The 22,186-nt window shown below is 54.1% G+C and carries 20 protein-coding genes; 10 read left to right on the top strand and 10 right to left on the bottom strand.

The window, feature by feature from the left end; all coding sequences use genetic code 11:
• Positions 1 to 115 precede the first annotated feature (115 nt).
• Both rlmI and hspQ read left to right on the top strand, forming a co-directional pair.
• A complete protein-coding gene (gene rlmI, locus JTA15_RS03490) occupies positions 116 to 1,306 on the top strand; it encodes a 23S rRNA (cytosine(1962)-C(5))-methyltransferase RlmI (RefSeq protein WP_219372867.1) in 1,191 nt (396 codons plus the stop codon).
• A 60-nt stretch (positions 1,307 to 1,366) separates the two neighbouring features.
• Positions 1,367 to 1,684 (top strand): heat shock protein HspQ, encoded by a 318-nt coding sequence (gene hspQ / locus JTA15_RS03485; protein WP_013097248.1) that lies wholly within the window; start codon positions 1,367 to 1,369, stop codon positions 1,682 to 1,684.
• Positions 1,685 to 1,718: 34 nt separating this feature from the next.
• Here the strand turns inward: hspQ and JTA15_RS03480 are convergent, their stop codons facing one another.
• Positions 1,719 to 2,135 (bottom strand): CoA-binding protein, encoded by a 417-nt coding sequence (locus tag JTA15_RS03480; protein WP_025204532.1) that lies wholly within the window; start codon positions 2,133 to 2,135, stop codon positions 1,719 to 1,721.
• Between the two features lie 172 nt (positions 2,136 to 2,307).
• Between JTA15_RS03480 and JTA15_RS03475 the strand changes: the two genes are divergently transcribed.
• Both JTA15_RS03475 and mgsA read left to right on the top strand, forming a co-directional pair.
• Positions 2,308 to 2,970 carry a DUF2057 family protein gene (locus JTA15_RS03475; protein ID WP_041162938.1) on the top strand — a complete coding sequence of 221 codons (663 nt, stop codon included), beginning with the start codon at positions 2,308 to 2,310 and terminating at the stop codon, positions 2,968 to 2,970.
• 80 nt (positions 2,971 to 3,050) lie between these two features.
• Complete coding sequence (gene mgsA, locus JTA15_RS03470; protein WP_020884788.1) at positions 3,051 to 3,509, top strand: methylglyoxal synthase; 459 nt, start codon at positions 3,051 to 3,053, stop codon at positions 3,507 to 3,509.
• A 59-nt stretch (positions 3,510 to 3,568) separates the two neighbouring features.
• On the opposite strand, the gene helD is transcribed toward mgsA, so the two are convergent.
• Positions 3,569 to 5,623 carry a DNA helicase IV gene (gene helD / locus JTA15_RS03465; RefSeq protein WP_219372866.1) on the bottom strand — a complete coding sequence of 685 codons (2,055 nt, stop codon included), beginning with the start codon at positions 5,621 to 5,623 and terminating at the stop codon, positions 3,569 to 3,571.
• Positions 5,624 to 5,746: 123 nt separating this feature from the next.
• Between helD and JTA15_RS03460 the strand changes: the two genes are divergently transcribed.
• Both JTA15_RS03460 and yccS read left to right on the top strand, forming a co-directional pair.
• Positions 5,747 to 6,193 (top strand): YccF domain-containing protein, encoded by a 447-nt coding sequence (locus JTA15_RS03460; RefSeq protein ID WP_025204535.1) that lies wholly within the window; start codon positions 5,747 to 5,749, stop codon positions 6,191 to 6,193.
• A 19-nt stretch (positions 6,194 to 6,212) separates the two neighbouring features.
• Positions 6,213 to 8,375: a YccS family putative transporter gene (gene yccS, locus JTA15_RS03455; RefSeq protein ID WP_219372865.1), complete on the top strand. Its 2,163-nt coding sequence runs from the start codon at positions 6,213 to 6,215 to the stop codon at positions 8,373 to 8,375.
• On the opposite strand, the gene JTA15_RS03450 is transcribed toward yccS, so the two are convergent.
• Positions 8,332 to 8,958, bottom strand: coding sequence for a TfoX/Sxy family DNA transformation protein (locus JTA15_RS03450; RefSeq protein ID WP_020884792.1), 627 nt, complete (start codon positions 8,956 to 8,958; stop codon positions 8,332 to 8,334). The genes yccS and JTA15_RS03450 overlap by 44 nt on opposite strands.
• Positions 8,959 to 9,175: 217 nt before the next feature.
• Between JTA15_RS03450 and sulA the strand changes: the two genes are divergently transcribed.
• Together sulA and ompA are read left to right on the top strand one after the other, a co-directional pair.
• Positions 9,176 to 9,685, top strand: coding sequence for an SOS-induced cell division inhibitor SulA (sulA, locus tag JTA15_RS03445; protein ID WP_032677816.1), 510 nt, complete (start codon positions 9,176 to 9,178; stop codon positions 9,683 to 9,685).
• A gap of 354 nt (positions 9,686 to 10,039) precedes the next feature.
• Positions 10,040 to 11,095, top strand: a complete 1,056-nt coding sequence (gene ompA / locus JTA15_RS03440) for a porin OmpA (protein WP_020884794.1) — start codon at positions 10,040 to 10,042, stop codon at positions 11,093 to 11,095.
• Positions 11,096 to 11,164: 69 nt separating this feature from the next.
• Here the strand turns inward: ompA and matP are convergent, their stop codons facing one another.
• A complete protein-coding gene (gene matP, locus JTA15_RS03435) occupies positions 11,165 to 11,617 on the bottom strand; it encodes a macrodomain Ter protein MatP (protein ID WP_014169429.1) in 453 nt (150 codons plus the stop codon).
• 186 nt (positions 11,618 to 11,803) lie between these two features.
• Between matP and JTA15_RS03430 the strand changes: the two genes are divergently transcribed.
• Positions 11,804 to 13,564 carry a Lon protease family protein gene (locus JTA15_RS03430; RefSeq protein WP_219372864.1) on the top strand — a complete coding sequence of 587 codons (1,761 nt, stop codon included), beginning with the start codon at positions 11,804 to 11,806 and terminating at the stop codon, positions 13,562 to 13,564.
• Positions 13,565 to 13,632: 68 nt separating this feature from the next.
• Positions 13,633 to 14,151, top strand: a complete 519-nt coding sequence (gene fabA / locus JTA15_RS03425; RefSeq protein WP_014169427.1) for a bifunctional 3-hydroxydecanoyl-ACP dehydratase/trans-2-decenoyl-ACP isomerase — start codon at positions 13,633 to 13,635, stop codon at positions 14,149 to 14,151.
• 72 nt (positions 14,152 to 14,223) lie between these two features.
• On the opposite strand, the gene rmf is transcribed toward fabA, so the two are convergent.
• The 6 genes from rmf to rlmKL form a co-directional block, all read right to left on the bottom strand.
• The gene (gene rmf / locus JTA15_RS03420; protein ID WP_013097261.1) at positions 14,224 to 14,391 is read right to left on the bottom strand and encodes a ribosome modulation factor; all 168 of its coding nucleotides are present in this window, start codon (positions 14,389 to 14,391) and stop codon (positions 14,224 to 14,226) included.
• A gap of 257 nt (positions 14,392 to 14,648) precedes the next feature.
• Positions 14,649 to 15,215 (bottom strand): membrane integrity-associated transporter subunit PqiC, encoded by a 567-nt coding sequence (pqiC, locus tag JTA15_RS03415; protein ID WP_219372863.1) that lies wholly within the window; start codon positions 15,213 to 15,215, stop codon positions 14,649 to 14,651.
• A complete protein-coding gene (gene pqiB / locus JTA15_RS03410; RefSeq protein ID WP_020884796.1) occupies positions 15,212 to 16,852 on the bottom strand; it encodes an intermembrane transport protein PqiB in 1,641 nt (546 codons plus the stop codon). The genes pqiC and pqiB overlap by 4 nt, the downstream gene beginning before the upstream one ends.
• A gap of 4 nt (positions 16,853 to 16,856) precedes the next feature.
• On the bottom strand, positions 16,857 to 18,110 hold the full coding sequence (gene pqiA / locus JTA15_RS03405) for a membrane integrity-associated transporter subunit PqiA (protein WP_020884797.1): 1,254 nt from the start codon (positions 18,108 to 18,110) through the stop codon (positions 16,857 to 16,859).
• Between the two features lie 13 nt (positions 18,111 to 18,123).
• Positions 18,124 to 20,031: an ABC transporter ATP-binding protein gene (locus JTA15_RS03400; protein ID WP_219372862.1), complete on the bottom strand. Its 1,908-nt coding sequence runs from the start codon at positions 20,029 to 20,031 to the stop codon at positions 18,124 to 18,126.
• 12 nt (positions 20,032 to 20,043) lie between these two features.
• Entirely contained in the window at positions 20,044 to 22,152 is a 2,109-nt protein-coding gene (rlmKL, locus tag JTA15_RS03395) for a bifunctional 23S rRNA (guanine(2069)-N(7))-methyltransferase RlmK/23S rRNA (guanine(2445)-N(2))-methyltransferase RlmL (RefSeq protein ID WP_014169422.1), read from the bottom strand.
• Positions 22,153 to 22,186 lie beyond the last annotated feature (34 nt).

Genomic DNA, 22,186 nt, shown 5'->3' with positions numbered 1-22,186 from the left:
TGCCTAAGCGATTTGATTTTGTGCCGAAACGCTCAAAGGCATCCGCAGATGATTGCGACTTGCTGAATGTGCTACTCTACGCGCCATTTCCCTGGAATCGACAGAATAGCAAATTATGAGTGTACGTTTAGTGTTAGCCAAAGGGCGCGAGAAGTCATTATTGCGCCGCCATCCCTGGGTCTTTTCCGGTGCAGTAGCCCGTATGGAAGGCAAAGCCAGCCTCGGAGAGACCATCGATATCGTTGACCATCAGGGGAAATGGTTAGCGCGAGGCGCATATTCGCCAGCGTCCCAAATCCGCGCTCGCGTCTGGACCTTTGATAAAGATGAAACGATCGATATTGATTTCTTCGTTCGTCGTTTACAGCAGGCGCAGCAGTGGCGTGAGTGGCTGGCACAGCGTGACGGTCTGGACAGCTACCGTGTGATTGCCGGTGAGTCTGACGGTCTGCCTGGCGTGACGATCGACCGCTTCGGTAACTTCCTGGTACTGCAACTGTTAAGCGCAGGGGCTGAATATCAACGTGCTGCGCTGATCAGCGCGTTGCAATCGGTTTTCCCGGAATGCGCCATTTATGACCGCAGCGATGTGGCAGTGCGCAAAAAAGAGGGCATGGAGCTGACGCAAGGTCCGGTCACTGGTGAACTGCCGCCTGCCCTGTTGCCAATCGAAGAGCACGGTATGAAGCTGCTGGTGGATATCCAGGGCGGCCATAAAACGGGTTACTACCTGGACCAGCGTGACAGCCGCCTGGCCACTCGCCAGTATGTTGCCGACAAACGCGTGCTGAACTGCTTCTCCTATACCGGCGGTTTCGCCGTCTCGGCGCTGATGGGCGGCTGTGCCCAGGTTGTCAGCGTTGATACCTCTCAGGAAGCGCTGGACGTGGCGAAACAAAACGTCGAGCTGAACAAGCTGGATCTGAGCAAAGCCGAGTTTGTTCGCGATGACGTCTTCAAGCTGCTGCGTAAGTATCGCGATCAGGGCGAGAAATTCGACGTCATCGTGATGGATCCACCGAAGTTTGTGGAGAACAAAAGTCAGCTGATGGGTGCCTGCCGCGGCTATAAGGATATCAACATGCTGGCCATCCAGCTGCTGAACCCGGGTGGAGTGCTTCTCACCTTCTCCTGCTCCGGCCTGATGACCACAGATTTATTTCAGAAAATCATCGCTGATGCCGCAATAGATGCTGGTCGTGATGTACAATTTATAGAACAGTTCCGTCAGGCAGCCGATCACCCGGTGATCGCTACCTACCCGGAAGGGCTGTATCTGAAAGGGTTTGCCTGTCGCGTCATGTAACTTGAAAAGAGAAATATTGCCCGCACATAACGTGTAAGTAGTGTTTCCCGGGAGGTGACTATGATTGCCAGCAAATTCGGTATCGGCCAGCAGGTCCGCCACACTTTGCTAGGGTATTTGGGTGTGGTCGTGGATATCGACCCGGAGTATTCCCTTGATGAACCGTCAGCGGATGAGCTGGCGGTTAACGCAGAGCTTCGCGCCGCGCCCTGGTATCATGTGGTGATGGAGGGGGATGATGGACAACCCGTTCACACCTACCTTGCTGAAGCGCAGCTGAGTAGCGAACTGCAGGATGAGCATCCAGAGCAACCCACGATGGATGAACTTGCTCAGACTATCCGCAAACAGTTACAGGCCCCGCGCCTGCGGAACTAAGCGTGTAAAAAAAGCCCGATAAACGGGCTTTTTTTTATGACTTCGCCAGCCCCAGACGGGGAATCTCAATCGCCGGACATCGGTCCATTACCACCGTCAGACCGGCTTCTCGCGCCAGCACCGCCGCCTGCTCGTTAATGACACCCAACTGCATCCACAGCGTTTTCGCGCCGATGGCGATGGCCTCTTGTGCCACTCCCCACGCTGCCTCGGAGTTGCGGAAAACATCCACCATGTCGACTTTTTCAGGTACCTCGTTCAGCGTGGCGTATCCCTGCTGACCGAGTAAGGTTTTACCGGCCACTTTCGGCGACACAGGGATGACGTGATAGCCCTGATCGAGAAGGTACTTCATCACCCGGTAGCTTGGGCGATCCGGTTTATCGCTTGCCCCTACCAGTGCAATCGTGCGCGTCGATGTCAGAATCTCGGCAATTTCGTTCTCTTTCATGGTTTTCCTCCAGGCTTTTTTATGAGTGTACGTCAAAGCGCACATCTCAACCATGCATCCCATGCAGATGCATGAGGGCAAAACGGCAGAATATGTCTATATGTTAGTAAACGTGATTATCGAAATATTTGGATACATTACCGCGGCCGAGTCATTTCAACAGGAGCCCTCTATGAAAACCGGCATTGCCACTGCTGTGATTGCGTTAGTGATGCCAGTTTGCGTCTTTGCGACCACGCTACGGCTTTCAACGGATATTGATCTGCTGGTGCTGGACGGAAAAAAAGTGTCCAGTTCCTTGTTGCGCGGTGCGGACAGCATCGAACTTGATAATGGGCCACACCAGCTGGTATTGCGGGTAGAAAAAACCATCGGCCTCGCTAATCATGAACAACGCATGTATATCTCTGCGCCGCTGATTGTCAGTTTTAATACCCAGCGGGTCAGTCAGGTGAACATTACCCTCCCGCGTCTTGAAACCGAAAAAGAGTCGGCGGCCTTTGACGCCTCTCCGCGCCTTGAACTGCTGGACGGGGATTCAATGCCGATTCCGGTAAAACTCGATATTCTGGCGTTAACCTCGTCCCCGAAAGGCACCGATTACGAGGCCGCGACCGAAATCTATAACAAGGCAGGCAAACGCGCTTCCCTTCCACAGTTTGCCACCAGGATGGCCGACGACAGTACGCTGCTGTCCGGTGTCTCAGAGCTGGATGTTATTCCGCCACAGTCCCAGACGCTGACGGAACAGCGTCTTAAATTCTGGTTCCAGCAGGCCGATCCTGAGACCCGGGCCCGTTTTTTACAGTGGGTAAAGCAACAACCTTCATCATAAGCCACATTTTTTTCGCCTTTCTCTTGCAGCGTCAGGCGGTTCCCGTCATCGTGTAGTCAGTTAACCTGATGGATAAGATTATGGAACTGACAACACGCACGCTACCGGAACGCAAACACATTGCTCTGGTTGCGCACGATCACTGTAAACAAATGCTGCTTAACTGGGTTCGCCGCCATCAGCCATTGCTGGAAAAGCATGCTCTCTCAGCGACCGGGACAACCGGTAACCTGATCCACCGCGAAACGGGTCTGGAGGTCAATGCCATGCTGAGCGGCCCGATGGGCGGCGACCAGCAGGTCGGCGCTCAGATTTCTGAAGGGAAAATTGATGTACTGATTTTCTTCTGGGATCCGCTGAATGCGGTTCCGCACGACCCGGATGTCAAAGCCCTGCTGCGTCTGGCAACGGTATGGAATATTCCGGTGGCGACGAACCTGTCGACGGCAGATTTCATCATTGAATCACCACACTTCAACTCACCGGTTGAGATCCTGATCCCAGATTATCAGCGCTATCTTTCCGAAAGACTGAAGTAGTTTTTTGCCCGGTGGCGACATGCTTACCGGGCCTGCAATATTACCGCTCCGCTATCCCGTTAAGGCTTCCTCACCACTGGCACATCAATACTCTTCAGAATATCGACAAACACCGACGGCTCCTCTTTGTTGAACAGCAGCCACACGCGATGACGCGCGCGGGTCATCGCCACGTACAGCAAACGCCGCTCTTCGGCGTCCGGAAAATCTTCCGGGACCGGCAGTAATGCCTGTTCCATTACCGACTCTCGTGCCGGAGCCGGGAAACCATCGCTCCCCTCTTTAAGCCCCATCACTATCACATAGTCGGCCTGCTGTCCTTTGCTGGCGTGGATGGTCATAAAATCGAGCTGCAGCTTCGGCCAGCGGGTCGCGGCTTTTTCCAGCGCCGCAGGCTTAAGATGGTGATAGCGTGCCAGCACCAGAATACGTTCATCCGGCTTCGCATAGCCGCTCAGTTTGTCCAGCAGCGGCTCCAGCTGATCGTCCGCCAGCAGGGTAACGGCTTTTTTGTCCCCGGCCCGGAGGCTATTTAGCGGTTTTGCCAGCTGATGTGGGTTCTGCTGGATAAAGCGGTTAGCAACTTCACCAATCCGGGAATTGAAGCGATAGGTGGTATCCAGATCGCTGCGATCGCCTTCGCCAAAATAGTGATGGAATGCAGTCGTCAGGGAGAGCTGTGCCCCGCTGAAGCGATAGATAGCCTGCCAGTCATCGCCCACCGCAAACAGCGAGGTATGTTTATTTTGCGCCCTTAACGCCGAGAGCAGCGCGGCACGTTGCGGCGAGATATCCTGGAATTCATCCACCAGGATATGCTTCCACGGGCTGACAAAACGGCCCTTCTCAAGAATGATAATGGCCTGATGGATCAAACCGGAGAAATCGACGGCATTTTCCTCTTTCAGCGCGGTTTTCCAGGCTTTCAGCATCGGGGCCATCAGCTTAACCCGCTTCGAAAACAGGGCGCGGATCGTCTCCGGCGCACTTTCAATCATCTCGGCCTGCGATCCGCCGTGCATCCGCATCAGGCTAACCCAGCGGTCGAGGCGAGAGCCCAGGCGACGAGCCAGTTTTTCATCCTGCCAGAAATTGCCTTCCGGTACGTCCCAGTTGAGTTCTTCTTCCAGCCACTGACGCCACCCTTTAGCCTGCGCCTTTTTCTCACTGCACTGCTGACGCCACGTCTTAATGAACAGCGCCTGACGCGCCTGCGTGTCGTTTTCCAGCTTGCTGATGGCAGGCACTTTTTTACTGCCCTGCTGAATGATATGCAGCGCCAGGGCATGGAAGGTTCTGGCGGTAATATCCCGGGTATGCAGGCGTTCCTGTATGCGTTCGTCCATCTCCTCGGCCGCCTTACGGCCAAACGCCAGCAACAGTATCTGGTCGGCAACAGCCTCACCCGTTGTCAGTAGCCAACCCGCACGGGCCACCAGCACCGACGTTTTGCCGCTTCCGGCACCCGCCAGCACCAGCAGGGAGTGCTCGCCGTTAACCACGGCGCGCGCCTGCGCCGGGTTAAGCGGTGAAGATTCAACCGTGCTGAAAAAGTCGGCATAACGGGTCAGCATGGCATCTGTCCACGCCTGGTTGTGCGCCAGCCGGCTCTTGTCTGTATCGCCAAGCCAGGCCTGACACTGACGCCAGGCGTCACGGCAATTGTCGAACTCGTCAAGACGCGTCACGGATAACGGCAGTGCCGCCAGCGCCTGCCTAATCTTTTGCTGCAACCCGGCCGTCTGCTGGCGGGTGAGCCACATTTGTTGCTCGTTACTTTGTGCAATATCATCCAGTACCTGCTGCAGTACCTGAGCGGCAATCACGCTCATATCCTGGCTCCACTGCTGCCAGAGCATATTCAGGTGATGATGGAAGCGCTGGGTCTCAGCCCACTCGGTGCCGTGAAGGCGCACGACTTTATCGTCAGGCAGGACAAACTCCAGTTCGCCCCAGACCAACCCGCGTTTACAGTGGATAGCCAGCAGTTGATTAAACGGAATGAGGTATTCGTGGCGTTCTCCGGAGACTTTCACTCCGGCATTAAGGAGGACAACCCTGTCGTAGGGGTGTTGCGCCAGGCGTTTGCCTAATGATGTTGCTTTCAGTTCCATGTCCAGCCGAATCCACGAAGAGATAATTTACCTGACAGTTTAACTGCCAGTTTTAAGGTGCTCCAGCCTAAAAAAACGTTACAATCACTGGGCGTTAATCATATCGAAAGGAACTGAGGGTTTATGCGTACTGTTCTGAATGTTTTGAATTTTGTGTTAGGCGGTTTTGCCACCACTCTTGCCTGGCTTTTTGCCACGCTGGTGAGCATCGTCCTTATTTTTACGCTCCCCCTGACCCGCTCCTGCTGGGAAATCACCAAACTCTCTTTCATCCCGTACGGGAATGAAGCCGTCCACGTTGACGAACTGAACCCGGAGAGCAAAAACGCACTGCTGAACACGGGAGGCACGGTCCTCAATATTCTGTGGCTGGTTTTCTTCGGCTGGTGGCTGTGTGTGATGCATATCTTTGCCGGTATTGCCCAGTGCATATCCATTATTGGTATTCCGGTGGGGATCGCGAACTTTAAGATTGCCGCCATCGCGCTTTGGCCAGTCGGGCGCAGGGTCGTTCCGGTAGAAGTGGCACAGGCGGCACGTGAAGCAAACGCGCGTCGTCGTTTTCAGTAAATAAGGACTGGCCGTGCTTATGCTAAGCCCACTGCTTCGCCGTTATACCTGGAACAGCATCTGGCTTTATAACGTCAGAATATTTATCGCACTTTGCGGCACGGTTGCCCTGCCGTGGTGGCTGAATGACGTAAAACTCACCATCCCGCTCACGCTGGGAGTGGTTGCGGGGGCGCTGGCGGATCTGGACGATCGCCTTGCCGGGCGCCTGCGTAATCTTGTGATTACGCTGGTCTGTTTTTTTATCGCGTCAGCCTCCGTGGAGCTGCTCTTCCCCTGGCCCTGGCTGTTTGCCATTGGCCTTACGCTCTCTACCAGCGGGTTTATTTTGCTTGGCGGCCTTGGGCAGCGCTATGCCACTATCGCCTTTGGTGCCCTGCTGATCGCCATTTACACCATGCTGGGTGTTTCCCTTTACGATCAATGGTACCAGCAGCCCATACTGCTGTTGCTGGGGGCCATCTGGTATAACCTGCTGACGTTAACCGGGCATCTTATTTTTCCGGTTCGCCCTCTTCAGGACAACCTTGCCCGCAGCTTTGAGCAACTGGCCCACTATCTTGAGCTAAAATCCCGGCTCTTCGATCCGGATATCGAGGAGGAGAGCCAGTCTCCGCTCTACGATTTGGCTCTGGCCAACGGTCAACTGGTCGCCACGCTTAACCAGACGAAAGCCTCACTGCTTACCCGTCTGCGGGGCGATCGCGGTCAGCGCGGAACGCGAAGAACCTTGCACTACTATTTCGCGGCGCAGGATATTCATGAGCGTGCCAGCTCCTCGCACGTTCAGTATGCTGCCCTGCGCGAGAAGTTCCGTTACAGCGACGTGATGTTCCGCTTCCAGCGCCTGCTGTCGATGCAGTCTCAGGCGTGCCAGCAGCTGGCACGCTCCATTTTGCTGCGTACGCCCTATCAACATGACCCGCGCTTCGAACGCGCATTTAGCCATCTTGATGCGGCGCTCGATCGCGTTCAGGCCAGTGGAACATCGCCGGAACATATTAAAGCACTGGGATTTTTGCTGAATAACCTGCGGGCGATAGATGCTCAACTGGCTACCATTGAATCCGAGCAGGCGATGGCGCTCCCCGATAAAGATGTGGAGAATCAGCTTGCTGATGACAGCGTGCATAGCTTCAGCGATATGTGGCTGCGACTGAGCCGCAACTTTACGCCGGAATCGGCACTGTTTCGCCATGCGGTGAGGATGTCACTGGTGCTGTGCGTGGGTTATGCCATCATTCAGATAACCGGGTTACATCACGGTTACTGGATCCTGCTGACCAGCCTGTTTGTTTGCCAGCCAAACTATAACGCCACCCGCCACCGGCTTGCGCTACGTATTATTGGTACGCTGGTGGGCGTCGCTATTGGGCTGCCGGTGCTCTATTTCGTGCCCTCTGTCGAAGGCCAGCTGATCCTGATCGTGATCACCGGTGTATTGTTCTTCGCCTTTCGTAATGTGCAGTATGCGCATGCCACAATGTTCATCACGCTGCTGGTGCTACTCTGCTTTAACCTGCTGGGTGAAGGATTTGAAGTGGCCCTGCCCCGCGTGATAGATACGCTGATTGGCTGCGCTATCGCCTGGGCGGCGGTCAGTTTTATCTGGCCGGACTGGCGGTTCCGTAATTTACCGCGTGTGGTAGACAGGGCGATGAACGCGAACTGTCGATACCTTGATGCCATCCTTGAGCAGTATCATCAGGGTCGCGATAACCGTCTGGCTTATCGTATCGCGCGTCGCGATGCGCATAACTGTGATGCTGAACTGGCTTCGGTGGTCTCTAACATGTCCACGGAGCCTCGCGCCACGGCAGAAATTCGGGAAACGGCTTTCCGCCTGCTCTGCCTGAACCATACCTTCACCAGCTATATTTCGACGCTGGGTGCCCACCGTGAGAAATTGACTCACCCGGCCATCCTCGCCCTGCTGGATGATGCCGTATGCTATGTCGATGACGCGCTTCATCACCGACCAGCCGATGAGCCTCGCGTTCAACACGCGCTGGATGAACTGGCTCAGCGTATAACGCATATTGACCCGGGAAGCGACAGCAAAGCACCGCTGGTTCTTCAGCAGATTGGCCTCCTTATCGCTCTGCTGCCAGAAATTTGCCGACTGCAATTGCAGATCGCTACCTGGAGGAGTGATTCTCCTGTGGCTCAGGCAGCGCATTAAACCACTCCGTTAACTCCCGGCGAATTCCCGCCGGGAGTGCCGCTTCATGAAGTCCGGCGATGGCCCCTTCCAGTGCGAAGAGCACTTTAATGCTGAGCGCTTTATTCTTCGCCCGCATCTTCAGCCAGCTCGCACGGGCCCCCAGCTCCCGCAGCGTCTCTTCATCAGTGATTCCGGCTTCAAAGAGCAGCACTTCAAGCTGAAAGGTGAGATTGGGCAAGTCCTTGAGGCGGTTTCGCCGATCACGCTGCGAACGCTCTTTTCGTGCCGCATTGAGCGCGAACGAGGAGAGCTGAAGCAGCCGTTCTCTGTCCTGCCACAGTCCGTCATCGACACGATAATAATTGAGCAGCACCGGGCGACCCCGTTTCATCAGGGTTAAGAATGATGAGGCATTTTTTACACAGTATTTTGCACTTTCCTCACAGGCCCGGAGATACAGCTCCCCGTCGGAGACCATAGCGAAGACGGCATCATCTACGGCCAGGGTATACCCCCCGAACAGCGCACGATGGTGGATTTCACCTAAGGGTGAAAGGTATTCCTGGGATTTATAAATCCGTTCATAAGATATCTTTTTCATGATATTTCCCTTCAAAATCATAAAGTAACAACGAAATTTCTTACTAGCGGATCCGTTAGCAGGAAAATAGGCAACTTATCGTCGTTGAGCAAGATGATTTTTCCAGGCGCATCAATAATGAATGAATTTTGCGAGTCGCTTTCCGAAAATGAGGTTGATCTTTATGCATACAGGGGTTACTGTATATCCATACAGTAACTACAGGGCTGGAATGAATATGTACACTTCAGGCTATGCAAATCGCTCAACCTCTCTCTCTTCTTCCGCTGGCAATGTCACGCAGAATTCCACCGGGCGTGTTTCGACAGGGCTTATCAGTGAAGTGGTTTATCGTGAAGACCAGCCCCTGCTCACTCAACTTCTGCTGTTGCCGTTATTACAACAGCTTGGTCAGCAGTCGCGCTGGCAGCTTTGGCTGACGCCTCAACAAAAACTGAGCCGTGAATGGGTGCAGTCCGCGGGCCTGCCGCTGACAAAGGTCATGCAAATTAACCAACTCTCTCCCTGCGATACCGTGGAATCGATGATCCGGGCGTTACGTACGGGGAATTACAGCGTGGTGATTGGATGGTTATCAGACGAATTGACCGATGAGGAACATTTTCGACTGACTGAAGCGGCTGAAGAAGGTAGTGCGATCGGGTTGATCATGCGTCCGGTTCGACCAGATTCTTATCGCAGAGGACAACTTTCTGGCCTAAAAATTCACTCAAATTTGTATCATTGAGGAAAATTAAGATTATTCCTGGAATTTTTTTTGACCACAAGATGCGATTTTAGTTCCAGGCGCCAAAACTGCGGCAAGGCTTGTCTGGTGCGGTTCTCCTTAATTTTATTGCACAAAACTCGTTCGAAAAATGTTAAATAATCGGTATACGGAACTTTTTTTTTCATATGCCTGACGGACTTCACACTTGTAAGTTTTCAGCTACGTTGTAGACTTTACATCGCCAGGGGTGCTCGGCCTAAGCCGAAGATATCGGTAGATTTATATTTGACCACGCCCCCCGGTGAAGGATTTAACCGTGAATCTCTATTGAGACCTTCATGGCGAATTTTGGATGATAACGAGGCGCAAAAAATGAAAAAGACAGCTATCGCGATTGCAGTGGCACTGGCTGGCTTCGCTACCGTAGCGCAGGCCGCTCCGAAAGATAATACCTGGTATGCAGGTGGTAAACTGGGCTGGTCTCAGTTCCATGACACCGGCTGGTACAACAGCAGCCTGAACAACGATGGCCCTACTCACGAGAGCCAGCTTGGTGCAGGTGCGTTCGGTGGCTATCAGGTTAACCCGTATGTTGGTTTTGAAATGGGTTACGACTGGTTAGGTCGTATGCCATACAAAGGCGACAACGTAAACGGCGCTTTTAAAGCTCAGGGCGTACAGCTGACCGCTAAACTGGGTTACCCAGTAACTGACGATCTGGACGTGTACACTCGTCTGGGCGGCATGGTATGGCGCGCTGACTCCAGCAACAGCATCGCTGGCGACGACCATGACACCGGTGTTTCCCCAGTATTCGCTGGTGGCGTTGAGTGGGCTATGACCCGTGATATCGCTACCCGTCTGGAATACCAGTGGGTTAACAACATCGGCGACGGCAACACCGTTGGTGTTCGTCCGGACAACGGCATGCTGAGCGTAGGTGTTTCCTACCGTTTCGGCCAGCAGGAAGATGCAGCGCCAATCGTTGCTCCAGCGCCGGCTCCAGCTCCAGAAGTACAGACCAAGCACTTCACTCTGAAGTCTGACGTTCTGTTCAACTTCAACAAAGCTACCCTGAAACCAGAAGGTCAGCAGGCACTGGATCAGCTGTACACCCAGCTGAGCAACCTGGATCCTAAAGACGGTTCTGTAGTGGTTCTGGGCTTCACCGACCGTATCGGTTCTGACGCTTACAACCAGAAACTGTCTGAGAAACGTGCTCAGTCTGTTGTTGATTACCTGATCTCTAAAGGTATCCCAGCTAACAAGATCTCCCCACGTGGTATGGGCGAAGCTAACCCAGTTACTGGCAACACCTGTGACAACGTTAAAGCTCGCGCTGCACTGATCGACTGCCTGGCTCCAGATCGTCGCGTAGAGATCGAAGTTAAAGGCATCAAAGACGTTGTAACTCAGCCAGCGGCATAAGTTATCGTCTTATAAAAAAACCCCGCATTGCGGGGTTTTTTATTATCTGAATCTGAAGAAAACAAAAATCTATTTCTTACCCAACAGAGCCTGAAGATCATTCTTCAGCGTCGACATCTGGTTGGCGTACTTCTCTTTATGCTCGGCATCTTCAATCAACTGCACTATCGTTTCTGACAGCGTTTTCCCACGCCGTTGCGCAAGCCCTGCCAGACGTTGCCAGACCATAAACTCCAGGTCGATGGATTTTTTGCGAGTGTGCTGATGCTCCGCATTAAAATGCCGCTTGCGACGCGCACGAATAGTTTGCTTCATCCGGTTTAACAACGCAGGATTAATGTGTTTCTCAATCCAGCCGTTAACCTGTACCGGTTCATTTTCGAGGGTCAGCAAAATATCCACGGCTTCTTGCGCTGCGCTGGCTTCGATGTAGCAGGTGATCAGCTCCCCTTCACGGTGCTTTTTGACCAGGTACTTCCATTTCCAGCCGCTTTCGAGATTTTCCAGTTGTTGATATTTCATTGCGATCTCAGTGTTACCACGTAACTCTGTTCAGAATATCAGTTTTTTGGCAATCTGCTGAAAAGAAATCATATCCTGTGAGTGAATGCAGCCAATCGCCCTGCCGAAATGCCCAATCCTGCTTGGGTAGAGCCCCCCGCTTACGGTATACTCCACGCTTTTACATCTAACTAAAAAACATCAACTTTGACCATTACGAAACTTGCATGGCGTGACCTCGTTCCGGATACCGAGAGCTATCAGGAACTGTTTGCACGACCCGATCTCGCAAAAGAACACGAATTCATCCTTAGCGATACGCAACCCCGTTTGCATTATGCGCTGGAGCAGGTGTTGAGCCCCTGGGCAACATCACCCTTCATGATGCTCAAGGCCCCGGAAGAAGCGGAATATCTGACGCTTCTGGGTGATGCCATGCGCCAGTTGCGACCGCAAGCGAACGCCGTCTTTGGCGGCCAATATCGTATCGCGGGACATGATGTCACATTCGAACCGGCAGAGCAGCCCGACGACCGCTTTGCTGCCAGGGGTGAAGTGATTACCGCTAACTGGGTCGAGGCTGAACAACTCTTTGGTTGTCTGCGCCAGTTTAACGGTGAGCTCTCGCTGCAACCAGGGCTGGTGCACCGCGCCAATGGCGGCGTACTGATCATCTCGTTGCGCACCCTCCTCTCACAACCTCTGCTGTGGATGCGCCTGAAAACGGTGGTTAGCCAGCAGCGTTTTGACTGGGTTGGCTACGACGAGTCTCGTCCCCTGCCTGTCTCAGTTCCTTCAATGCCGCTGTCGCTGACCGTGGTGCTGACGGGTGATCGTGAATCGCTGGCTGACTTCCAGGAGATGGAGCCCGAACTGGCTGAGCAGGCGGTCTACAGCGAATACGAAGATAACATCCAGATTACCGATGCCGATGATATGGCACAGTGGTGCCAGTGGGTGTTGAGTATTGCGGAACGTTTCGCACTGCCAACGCCGGCCGCCGACGCCTGGCCTGGTTTGATCCGCGAAGCGGTTCGCTATACCGGTGACCAGGAGACGCTGCCGCTCTGCCCGCTCTGGATAGGCAAGCAGTTACGTGAAGTGGGTGTCGTCAGCGGTAACGGCGTATTCACCGGTGAGCAGCTTACCCAGATGCTGGCGCAGCGTGAGTGGCGTGAAGGCTATCTTGCTGACCGTATGCAGGATGAAATTCTGCTGGAACAAATTCTGGTTGAGACCGAAGGCGAACGTATCGGGCAGATCAATGCCCTGTCGGTGATTGAATTCCCCGGCCACCCGCGCGCTTTCGGGGAGCCTTCCCGCATCAGCTGCGTTGTGCATGTCGGTGACGGTGAGTTCACTGATATCGAACGCAAAGCCGAGTTGGGCGGCAACATTCACGCTAAAGGCATGATGATCATGCAGGCGTTCCTGATGTCAGAGCTGCAGCTTGAGCAGCAAATCCCCTTCTCCGCCTCGCTGACGTTTGAGCAATCATACAGTGAAGTCGACGGTGATAGCGCCTCTATGGCTGAGCTGTGCGCCTTAATCAGCGCCCTGGCAGAAGTGCCAGTTAATCAGAACATCGCGATCACCGGCTCGGTCGATCAGTTTGGTCGTGCGCAGCCAGTGGGTGGTCTGAACGAAAAGATTGAAGGCTTCTTCTCGATTTGTCAGCAGCGTGGGTTAAACGGCAAACAGGGGGTGATTATTCCTGCCCCTAACGCGCGCCATTTGAGCCTCAGCCAGGACATTCTGGATGCCGTGGAACAGGAGCAATTCACCATCTGGGCCATCGAAGGCATTGATGATGCACTACCCTTACTGACAAACCTGGTATGGGACGGCGAAGGGCAAACAACCCTGATGCAGACTATCCAGGAGCGCATTGCTCAGGCGACGCAGCAGGATGCTCGTCATCGTTATCCCTGGCCGTTACGCTGGTTAGGCTGGTTTAGATCAAACTGATCGGACTTGTTCAGCGTACACGTGTTAGCTATCCTGCGTCCTTCACTAAAATAAGGCTTACTGAGAACATGGTAGATAAACGCGAATCCTATACAAAAGAAGACCTTCTTGCCTCTGGTCGCGGTGAACTGTTTGGCGCTAACGGCCCACAGTTACCGGCCCCGAACATGCTGATGATGGACCGTGTCGTGAAAATGACCGAAACCGGCGGCAACTTCGATAAGGGTTACGTAGAAGCAGAACTCGATATCAACCCGGACCTGTGGTTCTTCGGTTGCCACTTTATTGGCGATCCGGTAATGCCTGGGTGTCTGGGTCTGGATGCAATGTGGCAGCTGGTTGGCTTCTATCTGGGCTGGCTGGGTGGTGAAGGTAAAGGCCGTGCGCTGGGTGTGGGCGAAGTGAAATTCACCGGACAGGTTCTGCCTACTGCGAAGAAAGTGACCTATCGTATTCACTTCAAACGCATCGTTAACCGCCGCCTGATTATGGGCCTGGCAGATGGCGAAGTGCTGGTAGACGGTCGTCAGATTTATACCGCAAACGACCTGAAAGTGGGTCTGTTCCAGGACACTTCCGCGTTCTGATTTCGCGTTGAGCGACCCCATAAAGGCGAAACCTCCGCAGTGCGGAGGTTTCTTTTTTTGAAAGAGACGTTATCAGGCTATGAGTGCCCTGTCGCCGATGGCTTCTCGCCAGCCTCCAAGCCATTGTGACCTTTGATTTATCGTCTGATAAGGACACATTTCTTTAGATCGTCCAGCGATGCCGGCCTGATAACCACGTTGATGAGCCCGTTCCAGGCGATCTCGTTTCTGTCTCTTCATGCCTCGTTTCCCTCATTCTTTTGTCTGGTGGAAAGAAAACAGTGTCTGCACAAACTTGCGCAGGCACAGATAACGAATACCCCGAATTAGTCGCAGCGTCAATGTTCAAAATTCATACGGGTGTCATATTTGTGAGCTACCTGGAAGATCATTTGTACAAAAATTGTGACCCGGCACAAGTAACGGTCTGAAGTGAAACTGAAAAAAAAACCGCAATCAGCAACAGGCCGACTGCGGTTTTTACCGATGAATTTTACTTATGGCAGCCGGGAAATCTCCCTGGCGATGCTGGCCGACTCTTGCGCCCACCCCTGGGCCAGCACTTTCACCATTTCATCGTAGCCATCTTTCTGCTGCTTCAGCTTAAGATGGAAAGGACGCTTAATCATCTGGCCCTGATGGTTCAGCAACCACTCTCCGCTAATCACCACCGCACCGTCATAACGGCCATGGAAACCCGTAACCGTGACGTTCAGCGTATCCTGGTCGTTACCCAGCGGCTGCGACGCGACAACCCAACCCGGAAGCTGGCTGCCCAGATTGGCCACCAGCGTGTTGCGCAGCTGCTGATCCAGCGGGCTGGCCCACAGATTGTTTGTCGCAATCACGTATTTTACGTCGCTGGTCTGGTAGACCACGCCGTTGCCTGCCAGATAATCCGGCACGGCAACCTGTTCGACCCACAGCAGACGGTTTCCCTGACTGGCGGTACTTTGTACCCCGTTTTGCGCTGCAAGAGGCAACTGATAATAGCTCTTGTTCTCCACGCCTGAACTGCACGCCGTTAACAGCAGAGCGCCAACCATTAATAGCCATTTATTCATTCTTTTGCCCTCTTAGGCTCAGGATCCTTTTTATCTTTCGCTTCGAACACCAGCGCGTTGCTCTTCTCATTGAGCGTTTTCAGAACCGGCTGCAGTTCACGCAAGACCTGATCAAGACGTTGCATATCTGCCACCATCTTGTTGTACGCCGCCGAGCCAGGCTGGAAGCCCTGCATACTGCGGTTAAGCTCACGCAGCGTTTTCTGCATATCCTGTGGCAGCTGCTGCATGCTCTGGCTTGCGGTGATCTTGTTGATGTTATCCAGCGTGGTTTGCAGGCGACGCATCGTTGCCTGACTTTCGCTGAGCGAACTGGTCGCGGCTTCAATCATCGGATTCAGTGGCAGATTGTTAATCTTATCCAGTGTCTCCATCAGACGCTGCTGGATCTGTGCCAGGCCGCTGCTCACCGTCGGGATGATCTTATAACCACCGAACTCCCGGATACCGGTAATCGGCGGGGCTTTTGGATAGAAGTCCATATCCACATACAGCGCACCGGTCACCAGGTTGCCCGTCTTCAGCGACCCACGCAGACCCCGGTTCATCAGTTCGGTAATATGCGTACCAATATCCTGATTCTCGCCAATCTGATTGAGCAGACGTTCCGGCTCAATGCGAATCAGCACCGGAATGCGGTAATCGTCATCCAGTACCTGCTGCAGACCCGGTACAAAGAACGGAACTTGCCCCACCGTACCCAGGCGAATGCCGCGGAATTCAACAGGCGCGCCCGGCTGAAGGCCACGGACGGAATCTTTAAAGAACATCAGGAAGTCGATGTGATCGGTATAGAGTGCGTCCTGAATGCTGCGTTGATCGTCAAAGAGCCTGAACGCCGTTTTCTCTGCAACCGGCTGTCCCAAATCTTGCCCTTCCGGCACATCAAAGCTTACACCGCCACCAAACAGCGTGGTCAGGGAGCCCATCTCCACGCGCATTCCCGCTGACGTCAGATCAACCGCGATCCCGCTGTCCTTCCAGAAACGGACGTTGCTGGTGACCAGCCGATCGTTTGGCGCATTGATGAACAGCTGATAGCTGATGGTGCGCTTTTGCGGATCAAAGGTACTTGTTTCAACCGATCCCACGCGATAACCGCGGAACAGCACGGGATCGCCCGCCGTTAACTGGCCCGCTTTTTTACTGTCCAGGATCACGCGGATGCCTTTCGCATCTGGCGGCGCAAGCGGTGGCGAGTCAAGCAGCTGGTATTGCGCCGGCTGGCTTCCTTTTTTACCCGGCTGCAGTTCAATGTAGGCACCGGAGAGCAGCGTACCTAAGCCGCTGATCCCTTCACGTCCTACCTGCGGCTTGACCACCCAGAAAGCTGAATCACCGTGCAGCAGTTTTTCCATGCCCGCGTTCAGGCGTGCCTTGATTTCTACATGGGTTAAATCGTCGGTCAGGGTTGCGCTTTCAACCACGCCCACATCGACGCTGCGGCTTTTGATGGTCGTTTTACCGCCCTCAATCCCCTCGGCATTGGTGGTGATGAGCGTCACTTCCGGTCCCTGATGGCTGTAATGATAAAACAGGATCCATGCACCGATCAGCGCGGTCACGATGGGGAAAATCCACACCGGCGACCAGTTTTTGACCTTCTGCACTTTCGCCTCTCCACTCTTATTTTCCATGCTCTTACTGTTCCTCATGGCTTGATTCAGGCTCACGATCCCACGATAAACGAGGGTCGAAGGTCATGGCCGCGAACATGGTCATAATAACGACCAGCGCAAACATTAATGCCCCCATCGCGGGATAAATACTCATCAATCCGCCCATCCGCACCAGTGCAGAGAGAACGGCAATAACAAACACATCAATCATTGACCAGCGTCCAACAAACTCGACGACTTCATAAATCAGGTGCATGCGTTCGCTGTCGCGTTTGCCATGGCCTTTCGCATCCCAGCAGAGCCAGGCAATGGCGATCATTTTTAACGTGGGTACCATAATACTGGCAATAAAGATCACCCCCGCAACGGGATAGGAGCCTTCACCCCACAGCAGTATTACCCCTGCAAGGATTGTCGAGGGCATTTTGTCACCGAGCAAATCGGTGATCATAATCGGCAGGATATTGGCCGGCAGGTACAACATGATAGAAGTCACCAGCAGCGCCATTGTCCACTGCAGGCTATTTTTACGTCGCACGTATCCTTTTGTTTCGCAGCGCGGGCACACATCCAGATCGGCTGGCAGCACAGCGGTGCAGCATGGACAAGAACGAAGCCCCTGACGGATGCCTGGCACCCCCACCTTTACCGTCTGTACCAGCGTCGGTGCCGGCGCGATATCGTCCCACGCCCAACGTCTGTCCACACACTGGAAGGCGCGCAGTTGCAGCACGCAGTACAGACACCAGGGTACAAAGCTGCTGCCGATACCCACATCGCCATACGCCATCAGTTTGACGAAACTGACCAGGATACCTGCCAGAAAGATTTCGGCCATACCCCAGCTTTTTAACTGGAACAGGATACGCGCGAGCCAGATTTTAAGCGCGAGGGGCATCGCGACGCGGTTCACCAGCAACAGAATGACGACCAGACAAAAAGCCGGGACGATCTGTACGAACAGGAGGAAAAAGGTGCCGAGGCTGGCATAGTCTTCCGAGAACATAACCCCCGGAATTTCAAGCAAATCGACCTGGCTGGTCATCCCTCCCACCTTCATATAAATGAAGGGGAAGAGATTGGAAAGCAGCAGCATGAACAACGCCGCCAGCGCATAAGCAGTGGGACGCTGCCTTGGTGCGTCCCACTCGGTTGTCAACGTCGTACCGCAACGGGGACACAGGGCTTTATGTCCGTGACCAAGCTCTGGCAACGCCACGAGCATATCGCATTGAGAGCATAATATATGCCTGTCGGCATGGTGCTGGTCACACATATTGTATCCCTGTTTATGCGCCGTTCTTCAGAGACTCAAGGTACTCCCAGCGCTCAAATGCTTCTTCCAGGGCTTTTTCAGCCGCGGACAGTTCTGCCAGTACTTTTTGAGTATAGTCATGCGATTGGGTAAAGAATGACGCATCAGCGACCTGCGCCTGCAGATCTTCAAGTGCGGCTTCCAGCTCTTCAAGACGCTGAGGGAGTCCTTCCAGTTCGCGCTGCAGGTTATAGCTTAGTTTAACCGAGGTTTTCTTGACAGTTTCTGCTTTTGTTACAGCAGGTTCGGAACTGGTTCTGGATTTAGCCTGTTTTAGCGCCTGAGACTGCGACTGCTGTCCTTTTGCATCGTGATAGCCGCCCACATACTGACCGATTCGCCCTTCACCTTCGAAGATCCAGCACTCGGTCACGGTGTTATCGACGAACTGACGGTCGTGGCTTACCAGCATCACGGTTCCCTGATAGCCGTCGATCAGCTCTTCCAGCAGTTCGAGCGTTTCCACGTCCAGGTCGTTTGTTGGTTCATCGAGGATCAGCAGGTTACTTGGCTTCAGGAACAGACGTGCCAGCAGCAGACGATTTCGCTCACCGCCTGACAACGCGCGTACCGGCGTCAGCGCGCGTTTCGGATGGAACAGGAAGTCCTGCAGGTAGCCCAGCACATGGCGCGGCTTACCGTTAACCATCACCTCTTGTTTACCTTCCGCCAGGTTATCCATCACCGTTCTGTCCGGATCCAGCTCCGCACGGTGCTGGTCGAAGTAAGCCACTTCGAGCTTAGTACCGCAGTGAATGCGGCCGCTGTCAGGCTTCAGCTGATCCAGCATCAGCTTCAACAGCGTGGTTTTACCGCAGCCATTCGGCCCGATCAGCGCGATTTTATCCCCACGCTGAACCTGTGCGGAGAAGTCTTTCACCAGCACTTTGCCATCAACCCGATAGTTGACGTTTTCCATTTCGAAGACAATTTTGCCGGAACGGGAGGCCTCTTCAACCTGCATTCTGGCGCTGCCCATCACTTCGCGGCGCTCGCTGCGTTCACGACGCATCGCTTTCAGCGCGCGAACGCGGCCTTCATTACGGGTACGACGAGCTTTGATGCCCTGACGGATCCAGACCTCTTCCTGCGCCAGCTTGCGGTCGAATTCAGCGTTCTGCAACTCTTCCACACGCAGGTTTTCTTCTTTCTCCAGCAGATAGGTATCGTAATCGCCAGGGTAGGTCACCAGCTTGCCGCGATCGAGATCGACAATACGCGTGGCCATATTGCGGATAAACGAACGGTCGTGGGAGATGAAGATAATGGTCCCGTTGAAGGTTTTGAGGAACCCTTCCAGCCAGTCTATCGCTTCGATATCCAGGTGGTTCGTCGGTTCATCCAGCAGCAGTACTTTCGGCCCGCTGACCAGCGCGCGGCCAAGCGCAGCCTTACGCAGCCAGCCGCCAGAAAGCGCCGACAGCTCCATGTCCGGTTCCAGTCCGAGCTGCGCCAGCACTTCATTGATGCGGTTTTCGAGCTGCCACAGGCCGTGGTGATCGAGCATCTCCTGCACTTTCGCCAGTTCGTTAAGATTCTTGTCGCTCGGGTCGGTCATCACCAGGTGTGAAATCTCGTGATAACGCTTCAGGTATTCAGCCTGCTCAGAGATACCTTCGGCAACAAAATCGTAAACGCTGCCGGTCACGTGACGCGGCGGATCCTGCTGCAGGCGAGAGACGATAAGATCCTGCTCGTAAACAATACGCCCGTCGTCCAGGCCCTGTTCGCGGTTGAGGATTTTCATCAGCGTGGATTTACCCGCGCCGTTACGGCCGACCAGACAGACGCGCTCGTTGTCCTCGATGTGCAGTTCTGCATTGTCGAGAAGCGGCGAGTCGCTGAAAGAGAGCCACGCACCGTGCATACTAATTAAAGACATGTATTATTCCTTTCAGACCGCGGAGATCAACCAGCAGTTATGGATCTGACGATTACGGGCAAAGTCCTGGGACAGCGTTTTTTGGCTAATTTCTTGTGCTTTCAGTCCCAGAGCAGCCAGCCCCTCATGATCCATGCGGAAGCCGCGTTTGTTATTCGAGAACATAATGGTACCGCCCTTACGCAGCAGGCGTTTCAGGTCGGTCATCAGGCGCAGGTGATCGCGTTGAACGTCAAAGCTATCTTCCATACGCTTGGAGTTAGAGAACGTTGGGGGATCGATGAAGATCAGATCAAATTGTTCGTCCGTTTCGCGTAGCCAGCCCAGCACGTCAGCCTGCATCAGACGATGCTGACGCCCGGTGAGACCGTTCAGGCGCAGGTTACGTTCTGCCCATTCCAGGTAAGTACGGGACATATCCACCGTGGTGGTACTGCGCGCGCCGCCAAGGCCTGCATGCACGCTGGCGCTGCCGGTATAGGAGAACAGGTTCAGGAAGTCTTTACCCTTGCTCATCTGGCCCAGCATGCGGCGGGCGATACGGTGGTCAAGGAACAGACCGGTATCCAGATAATCGGTCAGGTTAACCCACAGGCGCGCGTTGTATTCGCCCACCTCGATAAAGTCACCCTTCTCACCCATTTTCTGATACTGATTTTTCCCTTTCTGACGCTCACGGGTTTTCAGCACCAGTTTGTTAGGCGCAATGCCCAGCACCGAAATCGTTGCCGCAATCACGTCCAGCATACGCTGACGCGCTTTTTGTGCATCAATCGTTTTTGGCGGCGCATATTCCTGCACCACAACCCAGTCAGCGTAACGGTCAACCGCCACGTTATACTCCGGCAGATCGGCATCATACAGGCGATAACATTCGATACCTTCCTGTTTCGCCCATTTTTCGAATTTCTTCAGATTCTTACGCAGGCGGTTAGCGTAATCTTCCGCCACACCCGATGGTTTACTGTCCGCCGCTTTCTCGGCCAGATGGTAGTTTTTCTGCACGCAGTCCAGCGGGCCGTTTTTCGCCTTAAACTGGCGTTCGGCACGCAGTTGCAGACAGCTCAGCAGTTCTGGGGAGGCGCTAAACAGCGACAGGTTCCAGCCGCCAAAGTCATTTTTCATATTACGGCCCAGCAGGCTGTGCAGGGCAATTAGCGCCGGTTCGCTATCAAGACGCTCGCCGTAAGGCGGGTTGCTGATAACGGTACCGTATGGGCCTTTTGGCAGCGGATTGGTCAGGTTCGCGACGTCTTTCACCTCGAAGGTGACCAGCTCGCCGATACCGGCACGGCGGGCGTTGCTGCGCGCACGCTCAATGACGCGTGAGTCGCTGTCAGAGCCGTAGAAATGGGAGGTGTACTCCGCCAGACCTTTACGTGCACGGGTCTGCGCTTCGTCTTTGACCTCTTTCCACAGCGCCTCATCGTGCTGCGCCCAGCCGCTGAAGCCCCAATGGCCGCGGTGCAGGCCCGGTGCGCGGTCGGTGGCCAGCATAGCGGCCTCAATCAGCAGCGTACCGGAGCCACACATCGGGTCGAGCAGCGGTGTGCCTGGCTGCCAGCCAGAACGCATCACGATGGCGGCGGCGAGAGTCTCTTTGATGGGCGCCATACCGGTACGATCGCGATAACCACGCAGGTGCAGACCCGCGCCGCTCAGATCCAGAGAGATACTGGCGGTGTCGCCGTTGAGCCAGACGTTGATCCGCAGATCGGGATTTTCACGATCGACGTTTGGGCGTTCCTTATTTTTACGCGTGAAGCAGTCCACAATGGCGTCTTTGACGCGCAGGGCACCGTACTGGCTGTTGCGGATCTCATCGTTCACGCCATTAAAGTGCACGGCAAAGGTGGCATTTGGGGAGAAGATCTCTGTCCAGTCGATCATCTGTACGCCGGTATAGAGGTCAAGGTCGCTGTAAACCTTGCACTCTTTCATCGGCAGCATGATGCGTGATGCCAGACGGCTCCACATCAGGCTCTGGTAAATAAGCCGTGTGTCGCCCTCAAAATGGACACCACCCTGAACCACCTGGCACTCTTGCGCGCCCAGGGTTTCCAGTTCAGTTTTTAACAGCTCTTCCAGCCCACGGGCCGTACTGGCAAACAGAGAATTCATATCGTCACTTTTACTCTTAGAAAATTGTCGCGCA

Origin of the sequence: Enterobacter sp. BIDMC 29 (assembly GCF_019378755.1) — a bacterium.
GTDB classification, from domain to species: Bacteria; Pseudomonadota; Gammaproteobacteria; order Enterobacterales; family Enterobacteriaceae; genus Enterobacter; species Enterobacter ludwigii.
This window is presented reverse-complemented; position numbering and strand designations above follow the sequence as displayed.

Bases quoted from the DNA above. Each gene is read 5' to 3' on its own strand.
- sulA (WP_032677816.1), top strand. From the start codon at position 9,176: ATGTACACTTCAGGCTATGCAAATCGCTCAACCTCTCTCTCTTCTTCC.
- pqiA (WP_020884797.1), bottom strand. From the start codon at position 18,110: ATGTGTGACCAGCACCATGCCGACAGGCATATATTATGCTCTCAATGC.
- mgsA (WP_020884788.1), top strand. From the start codon at position 3,051: ATGGAACTGACAACACGCACGCTACCGGAACGCAAACACATTGCTCTG.
- rlmI (WP_219372867.1), top strand. From the start codon at position 116: ATGAGTGTACGTTTAGTGTTAGCCAAAGGGCGCGAGAAGTCATTATTG.
- hspQ (WP_013097248.1), top strand. From the start codon at position 1,367: ATGATTGCCAGCAAATTCGGTATCGGCCAGCAGGTCCGCCACACTTTG.
- fabA (WP_014169427.1), top strand. From the start codon at position 13,633: ATGGTAGATAAACGCGAATCCTATACAAAAGAAGACCTTCTTGCCTCT.
- JTA15_RS03450 (WP_020884792.1), bottom strand. From the start codon at position 8,958: ATGAAAAAGATATCTTATGAACGGATTTATAAATCCCAGGAATACCTT.
- yccS (WP_219372865.1), top strand. From the start codon at position 6,213: ATGCTAAGCCCACTGCTTCGCCGTTATACCTGGAACAGCATCTGGCTT.
- JTA15_RS03460 (WP_025204535.1), top strand. From the start codon at position 5,747: ATGCGTACTGTTCTGAATGTTTTGAATTTTGTGTTAGGCGGTTTTGCC.
- ompA (WP_020884794.1), top strand. From the start codon at position 10,040: ATGAAAAAGACAGCTATCGCGATTGCAGTGGCACTGGCTGGCTTCGCT.
- JTA15_RS03400 (WP_219372862.1), bottom strand. From the start codon at position 20,031: ATGTCTTTAATTAGTATGCACGGTGCGTGGCTCTCTTTCAGCGACTCG.
- JTA15_RS03480 (WP_025204532.1), bottom strand. From the start codon at position 2,135: ATGAAAGAGAACGAAATTGCCGAGATTCTGACATCGACGCGCACGATT.
- rmf (WP_013097261.1), bottom strand. From the start codon at position 14,391: ATGAAGAGACAGAAACGAGATCGCCTGGAACGGGCTCATCAACGTGGT.
- pqiB (WP_020884796.1), bottom strand. From the start codon at position 16,852: ATGGAAAATAAGAGTGGAGAGGCGAAAGTGCAGAAGGTCAAAAACTGG.
- JTA15_RS03475 (WP_041162938.1), top strand. From the start codon at position 2,308: ATGAAAACCGGCATTGCCACTGCTGTGATTGCGTTAGTGATGCCAGTT.
- matP (WP_014169429.1), bottom strand. From the start codon at position 11,617: ATGAAATATCAACAACTGGAAAATCTCGAAAGCGGCTGGAAATGGAAG.
- pqiC (WP_219372863.1), bottom strand. From the start codon at position 15,215: ATGAATAAATGGCTATTAATGGTTGGCGCTCTGCTGTTAACGGCGTGC.
- rlmKL (WP_014169422.1), bottom strand. From the start codon at position 22,152: ATGAATTCTCTGTTTGCCAGTACGGCCCGTGGGCTGGAAGAGCTGTTA.
- helD (WP_219372866.1), bottom strand. From the start codon at position 5,623: ATGGAACTGAAAGCAACATCATTAGGCAAACGCCTGGCGCAACACCCC.